Here is a 15,843-nt window from a genome sequence, read left to right as displayed (position 1 = left end):
GCGTATGAGCACGGGACGTCCGGATATACTTTTCCCCTTGTTTGCGGGTTTGGAAACGCTGTCTGGCGTGGGTCCGAAGACGGCGAAACTCCTGCCAGCAATGGGGGTGGAGCGTCCGCGTGATCTGTTGTTCACTTTGCCCAATGCGGTGGTGGACCGGCGGCGGCGCGACAGTTTGCGCGATGTGTCGCCGGGGATGGTGGCCACGGTCGAAGTCACGGTACTGCGCCATCAGCCGCCCACGCGCAAGGGCTTGCCCTATCGGGTTTTCGTTGAAGATCGCGAGATTGCCTTTCAGGTCGTGTTCTTTCGCGGGGCATCGAAATGGATTGAAACACAGTTGCCCGTAGGTGAGCGCCGCCTCTTGTCCGGTAAGGTCGAGATGTATGACGGGCAGTTCCAGATGCCGCATCCGGATTATATTCTGACGGAGGATGAGGCCGATGAATTGCCGGGGTTTGAGCCGGTCTATCCTTTGACGGCGGGGGTGACGCAGAAAACCATGGCGAAAGCCAGCGCCTCCGCTTTGGAGCGCGTGCCCGATTTGGCGGAATGGATCGATCCCGCGCTCAAAGCACGCGAAGGCTGGCCGGATTTCGAGACGGCCTTGTCTCAGGCGCACCGTCCACTCTCCGCCAATGAGGTCTCTCCGACCAGCGTAGCGCGGCAACGGCTGGCCTATGACGAATTGTTTGCCCATCAAGTGACCTTGGCTCTTGCACGCGCACGGGTGCGTCGCGGCAAGGGGCGGGTGAATGAAGGTGACGGGCACTTACGTGCCAAGGTTTTGAAAGACTTGCCATATCGCCCGACCGGCGCACAAAGCCGTGCGATGGAAGAAATCGCCGCCGACATGGCCGCCCCGCAGCGGATGAACCGTTTGCTGATGGGCGATGTGGGATCGGGCAAGACGCTGGTGGCTCTCTTTGCGCTGTTGGTTGCGGTCGAAAGCGGCGGGCAGGGGGTGATGATGGCCCCGACGGAAATCCTTGCACGTCAACATCTTGAGGGGCTCAGACCTCTGGCGGAGAGTGCGGGTGTTGTGCTGGAGTTGTTGACCGGGCGGGACAAGGGCCGTGCCCGCGCAGAAAAACTCGCGGCCTTGGAACGTGGCGATATTCATATTCTTGTGGGCACGCACGCCGTGTTTCAGGAGGATGTCACCTATCACGATTTGCGTCTGACCATTATCGACGAGCAGCACCGTTTCGGCGTGGCGCAACGTCTGGCTCTGTCGAAAAAAGGCACGGCGGTGGATGTGCTGGTGATGACGGCCACGCCGATTCCGCGATCCTTGTCTCTGGCGCATTACGGGGACATGGATGTCTCTGTTCTGGATGAAAAACCACCGGGGCGCACGCCGGTGAAAACGGCTTTGAGTTCGATCGAACGGATGGATGAGGTGGTGGCGCATTTGCGCGATGCCATTTCCGACGGAAAGCAGGCCTATTGGGTTTGTCCCTTGGTCGAGGAAAGCGAGTTGGTGAATATGACGGCCGCCGAGGAGCGGTTCAAATATCTGCGCGCGGCTTTGGGTGAGGGGCGTGTCGGTTTGGTTCACGGACAGATGGCGCCTGAGGACAAGGACCGCACGATGGCCGAATTTTCGGCGGGACGGCTCTCTGTTCTGGTGGCAACCACGGTGATCGAGGTAGGGGTGAATGTGCCGAACGCCTCGATCATGGTGATCGAAGGGGCCGAGCATTTCGGTCTGGCCCAGTTGCACCAGCTTAGAGGACGGGTCGGGCGCGGGGATGTCGCGTCGACCTGTCTGCTTATGTATAAACCTCCTTTGACCGAAACCGGACGGCAGCGACTGGAGATTTTGCGGGAGACCGAGGACGGGTTCCGCATCGCGGAAGAGGATCTGGCGATGCGCGGGGCGGGCGACGTTCTGGGCACGGCGCAATCCGGCCTGCCGCGTTTCCGTGTGGCCGATCTGGAACGGCAATCGGCATTGATGGCTTTGGCCCAATCGGACGCGCGTAAACTCCTGCATGATGATCCGACGCTGCAAAGCGAACGCGGGCAGGCTGTGCGTATTCTTCTGTGGCTGATGGGCAAGGATGAGGCGATCCGTTTGATTTCAGTGGGTTAGGCGGTCTTTCCTTTTTGAGATACCGGTTTGTTCGCAAATGTTCTTAAAAAGTTCTTTACAGACGAAACTCAATATGAGAACAAAGTGGCAACAAGTCATTAACCTTAATGGTGAGGATGCCATGATCAAAGACCTCAAGTCCGTTGTTAGCCGCTCCCAAGCGACTCTGCTCGAAGACATGCTCGGCGCGGTTGCGCTTTTGGTCATCCTTGTCGGCGGGTTGTCTCTGCCCGCTCTGGTGTGACGTCACTTTCGTGTTTCTGCCTCTGATCTGATCCCGAACCCCGCGTCTGCCTCACATCTGTCCCTTACCTGTTCAGAAGGTGGTTCCCCAACCGCCGATACGACGCATCAGATCAACCTGCCGCCGCCTTCGTTCCGAAGTGCGGCGGTTTTTTTTATGGTCTTTCGGGTGGCGTTGATGTTGTAGATTCTGCGGCTAGATGGTGCGGGACAATTCCTCAAAGCCCCTACAGGTGGCCGTGATCGCCAAGAGGATCGAAGCGTGCCGGTTCTTGAAATCCCGTGCGGGCAAAAGCGCCTCGAACCCTTCAAACGGGGCAGAGGGTATCGGGCCGTCTTCTTTGAGAAAAGCCGCCAATTCATCGCGGGCGCGCCGGAGTTCGGATTCGGTTCGACCAAGAACGTGACGCCCGAGAACAGAGGCCGAGGCCTGTCCCAAGGCACAGGCTTTGACATCCTGCGCAAAGCGCGTGATGCGCCCGTCTTCGACATCCATATCCACCGTGACAGTGGAGCCGCAAAGCGGCGCGCGTTCTTTTACAGACACCATCGGCGCATCGAGCCGCCCGACATGCGGAATGTCAGCCGCCAGCGCCAGAAGCGTGCCGGAATAAAGCTGGGTCAACTCTGCGGGAGACTGTGGGCGTGACTGTGCGGACATGGTTTGCCTTTCAGGATCGAAGCCCATAAATAGGGCAAACGCCCCCGCTTGGAAAGGACAGGTCATGTGCTCCGAAGAGTATTTCGGCAAATTTGATGCCGCACAACTGAAGTATGACGACAAGGGGCTGATCCCAGCCATCGCGCAGGACCATGCAAGCGGTGAAGTCCTCATGATGGCCTGGATGAACGAAGACGCCGTGCGCAAGACCTTGGAGACGGGGAAAGTGACCTATTGGTCGCGGTCACGTCAGGCGTTCTGGATCAAGGGCGAAACCTCCGGTCATGTGCAGAAACTTGTGGATTTCCGCTTTGACTGTGACAGCGATTGCCTTTTGGTTCTGGTCGATCAAACCGGCGCGGCCTGTCACACCAATAGGCGCTCGTGTTTTTACCGTGCGGTGCGTGATGGCAAGAGTGTCGAGTTGATGAAACCGATGGAGTGAGTATTTCTGCCATCAAAAAGCACGTGCCGGTTTTCCGATGGATTAAATACTCATAAGCCGATCAGGGCTTTCACCTCGTCAGGGGACAGACCTTCTTCGCGGAATTTGGCGATGGCCTTGGCATCCGCGCGTTTGGCGAGGCGTTTGCCGTTTTCGTCGCGGTTCAGGCGGTGGTGGTGATAGGCGATTTCGGGCAGGTCGAGAAGGGCCTGCAAGAGCCGGTGGATTTGCGTGGCTTCCATCAGATCCGCACCGCGCACGGCTTCGGTGACGCCTTGGGCGGCGTCGTCGAGCACGACGGAGAGGTGATAGGCGGCAGTGCCGATTTCTTTGCGGGCAAGCACGATGTCGCCAACACCGTGGATCAGATGTGCAGCGTCAAGGTGATGGGTGCCTGTCTCGTAAGGGCCGGTTTCCTGCCATGACAAACGGTTGACATCACCCAGAAAGTCCACCGCCTTGGCCATATCGAGGCGTATGGCTTCGCCCGGTTTGAAACTTTCTATCGAACGGGTGCGACAGGTGCCGGGATAGATTATCCCGTCGGGACCGAAATCCTGATGCAAAGGCGCACCTTCCTGCGGTGCGGACATGGCATTCTGGATGTCGCGGCGGGTGCAGGAACACGGGTAGATCAATCCCATTTCGTCCAGTCTTTGCAAGGCACTTGCGTAAATATCTTCACGTGCGGTGATATGCAGAACAGGTTCCGGCCAAGTGATCCCGAGCCAGCGCAGGTCGGCATAGATCAGCGCCTCCCATTCGGGGCGGCAGCGGCTTGTGTCGCCGTCTTCAATACGCAGGAGAAATTTGCCGTTTCGCTCTTGAGCGCGACGGAAGGCCGTGAGCGCAGAAAAGGCGTGACCCAGATGCAAAGGCCCAGTGGGGCTGGGTGCAAACCGGGTCACGTATCGCATCAGGATTGGCCTATAAGCCATTGATTGTAGTCTTCTTTGGCGCGATCTGTGTAGCCCTTGTAGCGCTCTTTGCGCCCTTTGCGCCCGCCGCGAATCCCGTCCAGAGGCGGGAAGAGGCCGAAGTTCACATTCATCGGCTGGAAGGTTTTGGCTTCGGCTCCGCCGGTGATGTGATGGATGAGCGCACCCATTGCGGTGGTGCGCGGTGGCGGTCCCATCTCGACACCCGATAGTTCGGCAGCGGCGAGACGGCCTGCCAAAAGTCCCATCGCGGCGCTTTCCACGTAGCCCTCGACGCCCGTGACCTGTCCGGCGAAACGGATATTGGGGCGCGATTTCAGGCGCATCTGATCGTCCAGAAGGGTCGGCGAGTTGAGGAACGTGTTGCGGTGGATGCCGCCGAGACGCGCGAAACTGGCGTTCTCCAGCCCTGGGATCATTTTGAACACTTCGGTCTGTGCGCTGTATTTCATTTTGGTCTGGAAGCCCACGATATTGTAGAGCGTGCCAAGCGCATTATCGCGGCGCAGTTGCACCACGGCATAGGCTTTTTCTTCGGGCTTGTGCGCATTGGTCAGCCCGATGGGTTTCATCGGACCGTGGCGCAGGGTTTCGCGCCCGCGTTCGGCCATGACCTCGATGGGCAGGCATCCGTCAAAATAGCCTGCCGTTTCGCCCTCGTGGAACTCGGTCTTATCTGCAGCCAGAAGCGCGTCGATGAAGGCTTCATAATGGTCCTTGGTCATCGGGCAGTTGAGGTAGGCTTTCTGCTCTTCCTCGGTCTCGCCCTTGTCATAGCGCGACTGCATCCATGCGATATTCATGTTGATGCTGTCCGCATAGACGATGGGGGCGATGGCGTCGAAAAAGGCCAGCCGGTCCGTGCCGGTCTCTTTGGCAATCGCTTCGCCGAGCGCAGGGGAGGTCAGCGGGCCGGTTGCAAAAATCCACATGCCTTCGGAGGGCAGGTCGGTGATCTCGCCATAGTCCACGGAGACGTTGGGATGGGCTTTGAGCGTGGCTGTGATGTGGTCGGCAAAAGCGTCGCGGTCCACGGCCAAAGCCCCGCCCGCGGGCAGCTTGTACCTGTCTGCGGCGGACATCACCAGCCCGTTCGCGGCGCGCATCTCCCAATGCAGCAGCCCCACGGCATTTTGCTCGTCATCATCCGAACGGAAGGAATTTGAGCAGACCATTTCTCCGAAATTGCCCGTCTGATGGGCAAAGGTTCCGACCTCGGGCCGCATTTCATGCAGCACGACTTTGATGCCAAGATTGGCGGCCTGCCAAGCGGCTTCGGAGCCAGCCATGCCGCCACCGACGATGTGAAGTGTTTTCTCTGTCATAGGGCGGGATGTAGCTTGGCTGGGAAGAGGAAGAAAGGGAAAATCTTCCTGTATCGTGAAACAAGTAAAAACCCCACAAGTCGAAACTTGTGGGGCCTTTGTCTGATACTCAACCTATTCCGAGGGAACAGCTTAGTTGAGAATATCAAAAAGCGGTGTGGTGTCGGATGCGAAATCTTCAACCTGATCCATTACGCGCAGACGACGTGCACCGGTTTCGAATGTGAGGGCAAGGGAGAAACCGTCACCATCGATGTCACCAAAGGCGGTGCCATAATTTGCTTCGAGCGAGGTGCTGTCGTTGAGGGCATAGCGGCCACCGATTGTGAGCACGCCATCATCAAGGTAGTCTTCGTTGGCGCTTACCACAGATGCCAGAACAGTGAAATCCTGGGTTGCGTTATATTCACCGCCGATCGCAGTGAGACCAGTGTCAAAACCACCTTCAAACCAAGCAGTTGCAACGTTCACTTCAAATGCTGCGACATCATATTTGTAGCCGAGCGCATAGGATGTGAAATCGGATGTGTCATCGTCCAAATTATTGGCGAAGCCGTAGACGGTGGATGCGCCGAAGCCATAGAAGCCAGCAAGGCTCAGGCTGTCTACATCGGCGTCGTCAAAGGTTTCGTATTGTAGCGCGATGCCGTAATCTCCGGTTTGGTATTCTGCGCCAAGGCCGTAAGATGTGTCGTCATCACCGCCTTCTGCGTTGATTACGCTCAGAAGGCCATAGACGGTCATGCCGGGGACAATTGCATAGCCTGCGGTGCCGCGCACGACGGAAGCATCTCCGCCTTCAAGTGACACCAAGTCGGCGGAGCCGGTGAAGGATAGTTGACCTGCGACATAGTCGATGTCGCCATTGAGGCTGGTGATATCAGTTTCTTCGATGTTGAAATAAGACGCTTCGGCTTTGCTATATGTTACGCCATCAGCGGCTGCTGCACCGGCTGCGGTGATCATTGCAAGCGCGAGAGAGAGTTTTTCTGTTTTGCTCATTTTTTTACCCCTTTTGATTTCTGCGATGCATTTACTCCTGTGATTTTGGAAGTTTAAGAGGACGAAATCTGTTTTTTGGCTTGTGTAGAAAACTGTGCTATTTTTGCTACTCCTTCGCACATGCGCACAGGCGAAAATTTGCCTAGAGAGAGGGTTCTTGCATCTATCGCCTTCAATTCTTTGTGAAAGCCTTTGAATAAAAAGGGGGAAAATTGATGTTTTGGCATTCCCCTAATTTTATCTGAGTCTTTAAAAGGCTTTGTGATCACTATTGTCGTCAACAAAAACGGGGCCCCGAATTGGGGCCCCGTTTCTGCATTTTTATAAGTTTCTCATGAGATGAAAAAATAGGCTCAGCTTTCCACGTCGCCCTTGTCGTTTTCGTCCTCTTCGGACTCCGCGATCCATGCGACGGAGACGACTTCTTCGCCTTTGCCGGTGTTGAAGACTTTCACACCACCCGCGCCGCGTGAGCGGAAGGAGATGCCATCAACAGGACAGCGGATCGACTGGCCTTTGGAGGTGGCGAGCATGATCTGGTCTTCCATGCCAACGGGGAAGCAGGCCACGATCGGACCGCCGCGCATGGTTTTCTCCATTGCGGTCACACCTTGGCCCCCGCGACCGCGCACCGGATAGTCGTGCGAAGAGGAAAGCTTGCCGATGCCGCCTTTGGTGATCGTTACCAAAAGCTCTTCGGCGGCTTTCATCTCTTCGAACCGCTCCATGCTGATGGAGCCTTCCGACACCTCTTCGTCATCCTCCGTGCCTTCAACCTCATCGGCTCCGGCCAGTTGGCGGCGCATTTTGAGATAGGCCTGACGCTCGTAGCTCTCGGCCTCGAAGTGTTTGATGACGGACATGGAGACGACCTCGTCGCCCTCATTCACCAGCTTGATCCCGCGCACACCTTGTGAGGCGCGCGAGTTGAACACACGCACATCGGTCACAGGGAAACGGATCGCGCGGCCTGCGGAGGTCACAAGCATCACATCGTCGCTTTCGTCGCAAATTCGCGCGTTGATCAGGCGGGTGCCTTCATCCTCGCCCTCGAATTTCATCGCGATCTTGCCGTTGGACTTCACATTGGTGAAATCCGACAGGCGGTTGCGACGCACAGAGCCTTTCGAGGTGGCAAAGACGATTTGCAGATCGTCCCATTCCTTCTCGTCGCGGTCCACCGGCAGGATGGCTGCAATGGAGACGCCCTGCGGGATCGGCAGGATTTGCAGCAAGGGTTTGCCCTTCGCGGTTCGGCCCCCCAAGGGCAGACGCCATGTCTTGAGCTTGTAGGCCATGCCGTCGTCGGTAAAGACCAGAAGCTGCGTGTGGGTGTTCGCCACGAACAGGGTCGTGATTACGTCCTCGTCCTTGGTCGACATGCCCGACAGCCCCTTGCCACCGCGTTTTTGGGCGCGGTAATCGGCCAGCGGCGTGCGTTTGGCCCAGCCGGAGGAGGTCACGGTCACAACCATGTCCTCTTTCTCGATCAGGTCTTCGTCGTCCATGTCGCCGGACCAGTCGGTGATTTGGGTGCGGCGGGGCACGGCGAACAGGTTTTTGACCTCGATAAGTTCGTTCGAGATGATCTCCATGATCCGCTCGCGCGAGGCCAGAATGGCGAGGAAATCCTTGATCTTCGCGGCCAGTTCGACCAGCTCGTCGGTGACTTCCTTTACCCCGATCTGGGTCAGGCGTTGCAGACGCAGATCCAGAATGGCGCGGGCCTGAACCTCGGAGAGGTTGTAGGTGCCGTCATCATTCATCTTGTGCAACGGATCGTCGATTAGCCGGATATAATCGGCAATCTCATGCGCCGGCCAGCGCCGCGTCATGAGTTTCTCGCGGGCCTCGGCCGCATCGGCGGAGGAGCGGATCGTGGCGACCACCTCATCCACATTGGAAACGGCCACGGCCAGACCACACAGGATATGGGAGCGGTCCCGTGCCTTGCGCAGTTCAAACGCCGTGCGGCGCGCCACCACTTCCTCGCGGAAGGTGATGAAATGCTCAAGGAACTGGCGCAGCGTCATTTGTTCGGGACGCCCTCCGTTCAGGGCCAGCATGTTACAGCCGAAAGAGGTCTGCATCGGCGTGAAGCGGAAAAGCTGGTTGAGCACCACTTCGGCCGTCGCGTCGCGTTTCAACTCGACCACGACGCGCACACCATTGCGGTCGGATTCATCTTGCACATGCGAGATGCCCTCAATGCGCTTTTCGCGCACCATCTCGGCGATCTTCTCGATCATCGAGGCCTTGTTCACCTGATAGGGAATCTCGTCGATGATGATGGCGTAGCGGTCCTTGCGGATTTCTTCCACGCGGGTCTTTGCGCGGATCACCACGGAACCACGGCCTTCGAGATAGGCTTTGCGCGCACCGGAGCGCCCGAGGATCATGCCGCCTGTCGGGAAGTCGGGGGCGGGGACGATCTCCATCAACCGTTCGGTCGAGACATCGGGGTTTTCGATCAGCGCGAGCGTGGCATCAACGACTTCGCCAAGGTTATGCGGCGGAATGTTCGTGGCCATGCCGACCGCGATCCCGCCTGCGCCATTGACCAGCATATTCGGGAACCGTGCGGGCAGGACGGTCGGTTCGCGGTCCTTGCCGTCGTAGTTCAGCTCGAAGTTGACGGTGTCTTTGTCAATATCAGCCAGAAGATAGGCGGCGGGTTTGTCCATCCGCACTTCGGTATAGCGCATGGCCGCAGCCGCATCGCCATCCATAGAGCCGAAGTTTCCCTGACCATCCAGAAGCGGCAGAGACATGGAGAAGGGCTGCGCCATCCGCACGAGCGCGTCATAAATCGCGCTGTCACCGTGCGGGTGATATTTCCCCATCGTGTCGCCCACAGCACGGGCCGATTTGCGGTAGGGCTTGTCGTGGGTGTTGCCCGCCTCGTTCATCGCAAAAAGAATGCGCCGGTGCACAGGCTTCAACCCGTCGCGCAGGTCGGGGATCGCGCGGGACACGATCACGGACATGGCGTAGTCGAGATAAGAGGTCTTCATCTCGCTGGTGATGGAGATTTTCGGACCGTCCCATGCCATCGGCTCGCGCGGGGTTTCTTGTTCGTTTTCAGGGGTTTCGGGTGTATCGCTCACGTTGTCCGCCTGTTGTCTTTGTGTGACGGGGATTGGCCCCGTATCTCGTTGTGACACACTCTACCCCATACCGGATATGGGGTGCAATGGGGGGATGTTCATTCGTTCTGGCAGCCGGGCCGCATGAGTGACAACATATTGTTTTTATTGACAGTTAACCATTTTGAGGCAGAGTTTTCTTATGGGAGGCACAATAGGACCAAATCACAGGACCAACAGGAGGTAACAGATATGACTCACATCACGTCTCAGGAGATGAGCGAAACGGAAATGATGCTGTCCGGCTACGGGCTGACTTTTGCGGAGTTCATCTACCGGATGCCGGATTACAAGAACGTTTTGAACAGTTTCTCGTGGCAGCTATTCGATCTTGCGCCGGACTACCCGAAGCTCTTCAAATTTATCGAGTTCTGGCAGGAGAATATCGAAGGCCCGCTGCACCATGTGCGGTTTTCACATCGCAAGATGATCGCACCGGGAGAATGGCGCAATTGTGTGGGAGAGTTTACCGTGCATTGAGGCACGTCGAGCGCTTTGCCGACCGTCGCGCACGATGAGGGTGGTGCAAGGATGAACGGGCAGCGGCTCAGAACCGCTTCAGCAGCTTTTTGAGCGGGGTCATGGCGTTTCCCGTCTGGGCGTCATTCGACACTTTGGCAAAACGCTGACGCAGCGCCTCTGCGCGGGCATCAGCCATCACGCCGCCAAGGCGCTTGCGTTTGCGGCGCGCAGCGGGGAAGGGAACAACGGTTTTGTTCTTTCGACCTGTCATAAGGAAAAGATGGGATGTTTTTTCCCCGATCTCAAGCCCGTTTTGCGAGCTTTTTCCATGCAATGAACCAGAGGGCAGCGAAAACCAGCGAGAACAGGAAATTCCAGCCCGCCATGGTGATCCCGAGACCCCATGTGTCCCAAACGATCTCGTCGCAAAGCACCAGTCCCGCATCTCCCGCGCCACCGGGCAAAAGATCCGCGCCCGACAGGCCGGACAAGGCGTCTCCGGTTCCCGTGCAGGAACTGGGCCCCGGCCACCATTTCTGTTCGACACCGGCGTGATATAGTCCAAGCGCGGCAGAAACCAGCATGGTGAACAGGCCCAGAAGCGCCAGAGGGCGCAGCCGCATCAGAAAGAACAAAAGCCCGATCACAATCGCAATCGCATGTGGCCAGCGCTGCCATAGGCACATTGGGCAGGGTGCAAATCCAGCCGCCTGAAAGATGAAAGCGCCCAGAAGAATGGCCAGAGACCCGACTGCGGCGGCCAATGCGGGTTGAAGGGATGCGAATTCGGAGATAGGTTTTCTCATAGGTATTTCACGGCATAAAAGCCGCCCAGCAGGATGACGACAAACAGAGTAAAGACAAGGCCGAGACGGCGCTCGATAAAGTCGCGGATCGGATCGCCGAATTTCCACAACAATGTCGCGACGACGAAAAAGCGCAGCGCGCGCGCCGTGATCGAGGCCACTATAAAGACCGGAAGCGACAGGCCCGTGGTGCCCGACAGGATGGTGATGACCTTGTAGGGGAAGGGGGTCACACCCGCAATCAGCACGGCCCAAGCGCCCCATTCATTATATTTTACAGCGAACTCGTCGAAATAGGCGTCCTTGCCGTAGAATTCCAGCACTGGTCGCCCGATGGTTTCAAAAGCTCCGTAACCGATCCAGTAGCCCAGCATCCCGCCCGCGACCGAGGCCACAGTTGCAATGCCCGCAATCTTGAACGCGTCACGCGGACGCGCCACGATCAAGGGGATCATCAGGATGTCCGGCGGGATCGGAAAGACCGAGCTTTCGATAAAGGCCACAAGAGCCAGCGCCCAAAGGGCATGCGGGCTGTTGGCGAGGGACATGGTCCAGTTGTAAAGTCGTCTGATCATACCTGCCCCTGTGGTCTTTCTCGGCCTCTTTAGGCCTTATTCCTCGGTCGGGGTCAAGCATAGGCACAGGCTTGGTCCCGGTTTTCCTCCAAGTGGCTTTTGGGCGAGGCGAAATCATAAGCATTTTTTTAGGAAAACTACGCAGAACCCTCTGGACGCCGCCCGCAGGCTTGGGTAAACGCCTTTTACTGCGCCAGACTTAGGCGCTCTGCCCGTGTGGTGGAATTGGTAGACACAGGGGATTCAAAATCCCCCGCTGTAACAGGCTTGCCGGTTCGAGTCCGGCCACGGGTACCATTCCAATTGAAATGACAAAGAGGCCGCTGATCCGGTCGTGAGAGCGTGCTTTAGGGCGCGTTGATTCGCGTGGTTCCCGTGTTGTCACGTCTCGATTGTTCGCAAAATGGCTAAGATTCTACGGTTTGCGCAGGATTGGTTCCTGATGTGAAAACCCGCCTTTATTTTGCGCATGCAGCATCTCCTTGCCCCCACGGAAACTTGTCGCTTTGGGGAAGATGCTTTTTATGTTGATTAATTTTATCTTAACGCATTGAATTTTATAATTAATACCTTCCCCCTCAACGTCCGTTTCGATAATTTTTATCGAAAAATAAATTTGTCATTTTTGTGCCCGTATAGGTCTCGCTTGTCATTTTTGAACACATTTCCGCCTTTTTTCCTGTTGCAAGGCCGCATTTTTGACTTATCCATAAAGGGCCCAACTGGGGGGCAAAAGGCCACGGGGGCGGCCGCGTGATGAGGTCCGGGGGGACTAAGTTTGCGTGTTCGATTGTGGTGAAGTGGTCGTTAATCGACCTGCTGCTGCGTTTTGGTGCGACTGCCGCGCCAATCGGCTCTCAAGCTGTATCTGCCTTTCCCTGACAACGCTTTGCGCGTGCTGTTGGTCCAAGAGACGTGTCTTTCGCGGATTTCTCGCGAAGTCTTGAGGATTGATTTTTTAGTTTTGTCTGCCCGAGCGGCAGTGTGATGGAGAGAGACGATGACACATTGGTGGAAGTGCCACGGCGGGACAACAACGACGGATGATCCGGATTTCAATGACTCTCTGGCCGAGAATCTGATCGGTCTTTGGGAGTTCTCCAGCGGTGCGAGCAATGAGGACACAGGGCTCTCTGACGGGATTGCGCAGAACGGCCATTTCCACGGCAATGCCCATGTCGATGACGGGGCGCTGCAACTGGATGGTAAAGGTGATTATTTCGACGTGTCGACCAACGCCACGACGGATGCGCCTTTTGACCTCTCCGAGGGCACCATTCAGGTTCAGTTTACGCAAGACTGTCACGTCGGTTCGTCTCCCGACACTATTGTAAATCGCGGTGAATATTGTGACCGGAATTCCGAAGGCTACTTCAATATCGAAGTGACCAAGGATGGTAGCGTCGTGGTCAACCACATCTCCGACTCGGATTCCGTGCAACTGTCCACGGATGAAGATTTCTTCTCCGAAGGCGACGAAGTGCGTGTGTCCTATTCCTGGGATGAGGACGGTGAGGGCAGCTTTATCGTCGAGAACCTGAGCACGGGCGATACGTTTGAAGAAACCTTTGACAGCGCCGGTCTCAATATGGACATCGGCGACAATGATGACGAAAGCTTCACTTTCGGCGCGCGTGAATACAATGACGGGTCATATGACCGGTTTTTCGATGGTGAAATCGCCTATGTCGCTGTGTTTGACGATCCTGAACTCGACGCCAGCGATGGCGTAGTCGACGGAACCGACGACGGCGAAGACATGATGCTCGGATACACAGATGCCGATGGTGACCAGATCACCAACGGGGATGATGTGATCTACGGCAATGATGGTGACGATACGATCGACGGGGCCGGTGGCGACGATACGATCTACGGCGGTGCGGGCGACGACACGTTGCAAGGCAGCGGCGGCAGCAACACGCTTTCCGGTGGTGAAGGTGATGATACGTTCATCGGCGGCGAGGGTGCAGACACATTTGAGGGCGGCGCAGGTCAGGACAACATCGACTATTCCGCGTCGGATGCTGCGGTGAATGTTGACCTGTCCATATCGACCCTGTCCGGCGGTGACGCAGAGAACGACACCATAACGGGCGGTATCGACGGGGTGATCGGCTCCGAATATGACGATACGCTCACAGGTTTCGATCACGAAGGCACAAGCGCGTCCGACACCTACACCAATGAATTCTTTGGCATGGGGGGCGATGACACCATCTCCGGCGCAGGTGGCGATGACTACCTCGACGGTGGTGATGGCAATGACACGATCAACGGCGGTGACGGCGATGATGTGATCATTGGCGGCCAAACCGGCCTGCCCGATCGCGGCTATGGTTCGACCGGTGTGGATAGTGATCCCGACAATGACAAGGACACGCTTTACGGCGGGGCTGGCGACGACACCATTTATGGTGGCGACGATAATGATTATATCGACGGTGGCGCAGACGATGACTATCTTGACGGTGGTCTCGACGACGACACGATCCTGGGCGGTTCTGGCGATGATACGATCATTGGCGGCGAAGGCTCCGATACAATCGAGGGCGGAGACGGGAATGACACCATCTATGGCGGTCTTGATCCGGCCTATCCCGATAGTCTGAACATTCCGGACGACGAGGGTGATCTTGAGCCGGAGAATGGTAAGGATGTCATCTACGGCGGTGCTGGCAACGACACCATCTATGGTCAGGACGATGACGACATCATCTATGGTGGTGACGGCAATGACACCATTTATGGCGGCATTGATGACGATACGATCTACGCCGGTGCCGGCACGGATCACGTTGATGGCGGTGAGGATGATGACATCATCTACGGCGGCGGCGACAACGATGTGTTGTCCGGCGGCGATGATCAGGACACGATCTATGTGACCTTCACCGATGTGACCTCCGGCATCTACAACACGACGGTGAACGGTGGCAATGGCGGCGTTGACTGGGATACGCTCGACCTGTCCGAGCTTCTGAGCGACGGTTGGGTTATTACCAGCCATGTGCAGAACCCCGATGGGGATACCGGAGCCGCCGCTGGCTATAATGGCCAGATTATACTCGAGAATGCGGCTGACGGCACGTCCGCCAACATCAACTACACCAATATCGAAGAGATCATCCCTTGCTTCACGCCGGGCACTCTGATCGCCACGCCGAAAGGTGAGGTGCCGGTGGAAACTCTGAACGTCGGAGATCGGGTCATCACCCGTGACAATGGCATTCAGGAAATCCGCTGGATCGGCAAAAAGACTCTTTCCGGTGCCGATCTTGCCGCGCGTCGGGAGTTGATGCCGGTGCTGATCCGTCAAGGCGCTCTTGGGGCTGGTCTGCCGGAGCGGGATATGGTGGTTTCTCCGAACCACCGGATGCTGGTCTCCAACGAAAAGGCCGCACTTCTCTTTGAAGAGCACGAAGTTCTCGTGGCTGCCAAACACCTGACCCGTATGGACGGTGTCGATGTGGTCGAGGCCTCCGATGTGACCTATATCCACGTGATGTTTGACAGGCACGAAGTGGTGCTGTCCGATGGCACTTGGTCGGAAAGTTTCCAGCCGGGCGATTACACGCTCTCCGGAATCGGAGACGAGGCCCGCGAGGAACTCTTCGCGCTCTTCCCTGAACTGGAAGAAGTCTCGACCCGCGGTCGTTTCTCTGCCGCCCGCCGCGTGTTGCGCAAACACGAGGCCGAACTGCTGGTCTCCTGACCGCTGCTCTAGTGCCTGGTGTCAGGTATGGATCAAGGTTCGGGCTGCCACGGTGGCCCGAACTTTTTCATTGAGATTTGCGGCGGTTGATGCGGAATTTGTCCTTCACCGCGTCATGAATTACTGTTTCTAAATCCAGCCCAATGCGCTCGAAATATAAAAACTGTTTCAAATGAGGACTGAAAACCCTTCCGCAAATGCGAAAACCTGTAGGTTTTATGCCACTATTTTGCCATATATGCACAGCAGTCGCGATTGTGATCTTCTTGCTTGTTTTTAAAAATCATTTGAAAACAGTATGTTAATAATATGCGTGAGTTTCTTTGCGAATTCTTCCCCCTTTGATGTGACGGTAAATGCGGCTACATTGAGTGTATAGTTTTTCACGCAGTTTGATCCGTTGATGCAAAGGCCGATGTTTAGCCTT

The 15,843-nt window shown here is 56.7% G+C and carries 13 protein-coding genes and 1 tRNA gene; 6 read left to right on the top strand and 8 right to left on the bottom strand.

Going from position 1 to position 15,843, the window contains the following annotated elements:
- The first annotated feature begins 4 nt into the window (after nucleotides 1-4).
- Both recG and BM152_RS19625 read left to right on the top strand, forming a co-directional pair.
- The gene (gene recG / locus BM152_RS10270) at nucleotides 5-2,098 is read left to right on the top strand and encodes an ATP-dependent DNA helicase RecG (RefSeq protein WP_066600298.1); all 2,094 of its coding nucleotides are present in this window, start codon (nucleotides 5-7) and stop codon (nucleotides 2,096-2,098) included.
- Nucleotides 2,099-2,219: 121 nt separating this feature from the next.
- Complete coding sequence (locus BM152_RS19625) at nucleotides 2,220-2,342, top strand: hypothetical protein (protein WP_269446548.1); 123 nt, start codon at nucleotides 2,220-2,222, stop codon at nucleotides 2,340-2,342.
- A gap of 195 nt (nucleotides 2,343-2,537) precedes the next feature.
- Here the strand turns inward: BM152_RS19625 and BM152_RS10265 are convergent, their stop codons facing one another.
- Nucleotides 2,538-3,002 (bottom strand): iron-sulfur cluster assembly scaffold protein, encoded by a 465-nt coding sequence (locus tag BM152_RS10265; RefSeq protein ID WP_066599971.1) that lies wholly within the window; start codon nucleotides 3,000-3,002, stop codon nucleotides 2,538-2,540.
- A 64-nt stretch (nucleotides 3,003-3,066) separates the two neighbouring features.
- Between BM152_RS10265 and hisI the strand changes: the two genes are divergently transcribed.
- Nucleotides 3,067-3,447 carry a phosphoribosyl-AMP cyclohydrolase gene (gene hisI, locus BM152_RS10260; RefSeq protein WP_066599982.1) on the top strand — a complete coding sequence of 127 codons (381 nt, stop codon included), beginning with the start codon at nucleotides 3,067-3,069 and terminating at the stop codon, nucleotides 3,445-3,447.
- Nucleotides 3,448-3,497: 50 nt separating this feature from the next.
- On the opposite strand, the gene gluQRS is transcribed toward hisI, so the two are convergent.
- The 4 genes from gluQRS to gyrA form a co-directional block, all read right to left on the bottom strand.
- Complete coding sequence (gene gluQRS, locus BM152_RS10255; protein WP_066599985.1) at nucleotides 3,498-4,364, bottom strand: tRNA glutamyl-Q(34) synthetase GluQRS; 867 nt, start codon at nucleotides 4,362-4,364, stop codon at nucleotides 3,498-3,500.
- Nucleotides 4,364-5,710 (bottom strand): methylenetetrahydrofolate--tRNA-(uracil(54)-C(5))-methyltransferase (FADH(2)-oxidizing) TrmFO, encoded by a 1,347-nt coding sequence (trmFO, locus tag BM152_RS10250; protein ID WP_066599990.1) that lies wholly within the window; start codon nucleotides 5,708-5,710, stop codon nucleotides 4,364-4,366. The genes gluQRS and trmFO overlap by 1 nt, the downstream gene beginning before the upstream one ends.
- Nucleotides 5,711-5,842: 132 nt before the next feature.
- On the bottom strand, nucleotides 5,843-6,712 hold the full coding sequence (locus BM152_RS10245; protein ID WP_066599992.1) for a hypothetical protein: 870 nt from the start codon (nucleotides 6,710-6,712) through the stop codon (nucleotides 5,843-5,845).
- A 353-nt stretch (nucleotides 6,713-7,065) separates the two neighbouring features.
- Complete coding sequence (gene gyrA, locus BM152_RS10240) at nucleotides 7,066-9,819, bottom strand: DNA gyrase subunit A (RefSeq protein ID WP_170845865.1); 2,754 nt, start codon at nucleotides 9,817-9,819, stop codon at nucleotides 7,066-7,068.
- 231 nt (nucleotides 9,820-10,050) lie between these two features.
- Between gyrA and BM152_RS10235 the strand changes: the two genes are divergently transcribed.
- Nucleotides 10,051-10,338, top strand: coding sequence for an usg protein (locus BM152_RS10235; protein WP_066599999.1), 288 nt, complete (start codon nucleotides 10,051-10,053; stop codon nucleotides 10,336-10,338).
- Between the two features lie 67 nt (nucleotides 10,339-10,405).
- On the opposite strand, the gene BM152_RS10230 is transcribed toward BM152_RS10235, so the two are convergent.
- Genes BM152_RS10230 through BM152_RS10220 form a run of 3 tightly spaced genes read right to left on the bottom strand, consistent with a single transcriptional unit; the run spans nucleotide 10,406 to nucleotide 11,701 of the window.
- The gene (locus BM152_RS10230; protein WP_066600001.1) at nucleotides 10,406-10,591 is read right to left on the bottom strand and encodes a hypothetical protein; all 186 of its coding nucleotides are present in this window, start codon (nucleotides 10,589-10,591) and stop codon (nucleotides 10,406-10,408) included.
- A gap of 31 nt (nucleotides 10,592-10,622) precedes the next feature.
- A complete protein-coding gene (locus BM152_RS10225; RefSeq protein ID WP_066600004.1) occupies nucleotides 10,623-11,126 on the bottom strand; it encodes a disulfide bond formation protein B in 504 nt (167 codons plus the stop codon).
- A complete protein-coding gene (locus BM152_RS10220; protein ID WP_066600007.1) occupies nucleotides 11,123-11,701 on the bottom strand; it encodes a YqaA family protein in 579 nt (192 codons plus the stop codon). Before BM152_RS10220 ends, BM152_RS10225 begins: the two co-directional genes overlap by 4 nt.
- A gap of 210 nt (nucleotides 11,702-11,911) precedes the next feature.
- On the opposite strand from BM152_RS10220, the gene BM152_RS10215 reads away from it, so the two are divergent.
- Nucleotides 11,912-11,998 (top strand) — tRNA-Leu (locus BM152_RS10215).
- Nucleotides 11,999-12,701: 703 nt separating this feature from the next.
- Nucleotides 12,702-15,416: a Hint domain-containing protein gene (locus tag BM152_RS10210; RefSeq protein ID WP_066600010.1), complete on the top strand. Its 2,715-nt coding sequence runs from the start codon at nucleotides 12,702-12,704 to the stop codon at nucleotides 15,414-15,416.
- Nucleotides 15,417-15,843 lie beyond the last annotated feature (427 nt).

The organism is Celeribacter halophilus (genome assembly GCF_900114135.1).
GTDB lineage: Bacteria > Pseudomonadota > Alphaproteobacteria > Rhodobacterales > Rhodobacteraceae > Celeribacter > Celeribacter halophilus.
This window is presented reverse-complemented; position numbering and strand designations above follow the sequence as displayed.

What these genes read in the sequence shown, in the direction of transcription:
- BM152_RS10235 (WP_066599999.1), top strand. Translation starts at nt 10,051, where the DNA reads ATGACTCACATCACGTCTCAGGAGATGAGCGAAACGGAAATGATGCTG.
- BM152_RS10220 (WP_066600007.1), bottom strand. Translation starts at nt 11,701, where the DNA reads ATGATCAGACGACTTTACAACTGGACCATGTCCCTCGCCAACAGCCCG.
- BM152_RS10245 (WP_066599992.1), bottom strand. Translation starts at nt 6,712, where the DNA reads ATGAGCAAAACAGAAAAACTCTCTCTCGCGCTTGCAATGATCACCGCA.
- hisI (WP_066599982.1), top strand. Translation starts at nt 3,067, where the DNA reads ATGTGCTCCGAAGAGTATTTCGGCAAATTTGATGCCGCACAACTGAAG.
- BM152_RS10225 (WP_066600004.1), bottom strand. Translation starts at nt 11,126, where the DNA reads ATGAGAAAACCTATCTCCGAATTCGCATCCCTTCAACCCGCATTGGCC.
- trmFO (WP_066599990.1), bottom strand. Translation starts at nt 5,710, where the DNA reads ATGACAGAGAAAACACTTCACATCGTCGGTGGCGGCATGGCTGGCTCC.
- BM152_RS10230 (WP_066600001.1), bottom strand. Translation starts at nt 10,591, where the DNA reads ATGACAGGTCGAAAGAACAAAACCGTTGTTCCCTTCCCCGCTGCGCGC.
- BM152_RS19625 (WP_269446548.1), top strand. Translation starts at nt 2,220, where the DNA reads ATGATCAAAGACCTCAAGTCCGTTGTTAGCCGCTCCCAAGCGACTCTG.
- BM152_RS10265 (WP_066599971.1), bottom strand. Translation starts at nt 3,002, where the DNA reads ATGTCCGCACAGTCACGCCCACAGTCTCCCGCAGAGTTGACCCAGCTT.
- recG (WP_066600298.1), top strand. Translation starts at nt 5, where the DNA reads ATGAGCACGGGACGTCCGGATATACTTTTCCCCTTGTTTGCGGGTTTG.
- gluQRS (WP_066599985.1), bottom strand. Translation starts at nt 4,364, where the DNA reads ATGCGATACGTGACCCGGTTTGCACCCAGCCCCACTGGGCCTTTGCAT.
- BM152_RS10210 (WP_066600010.1), top strand. Translation starts at nt 12,702, where the DNA reads ATGACACATTGGTGGAAGTGCCACGGCGGGACAACAACGACGGATGAT.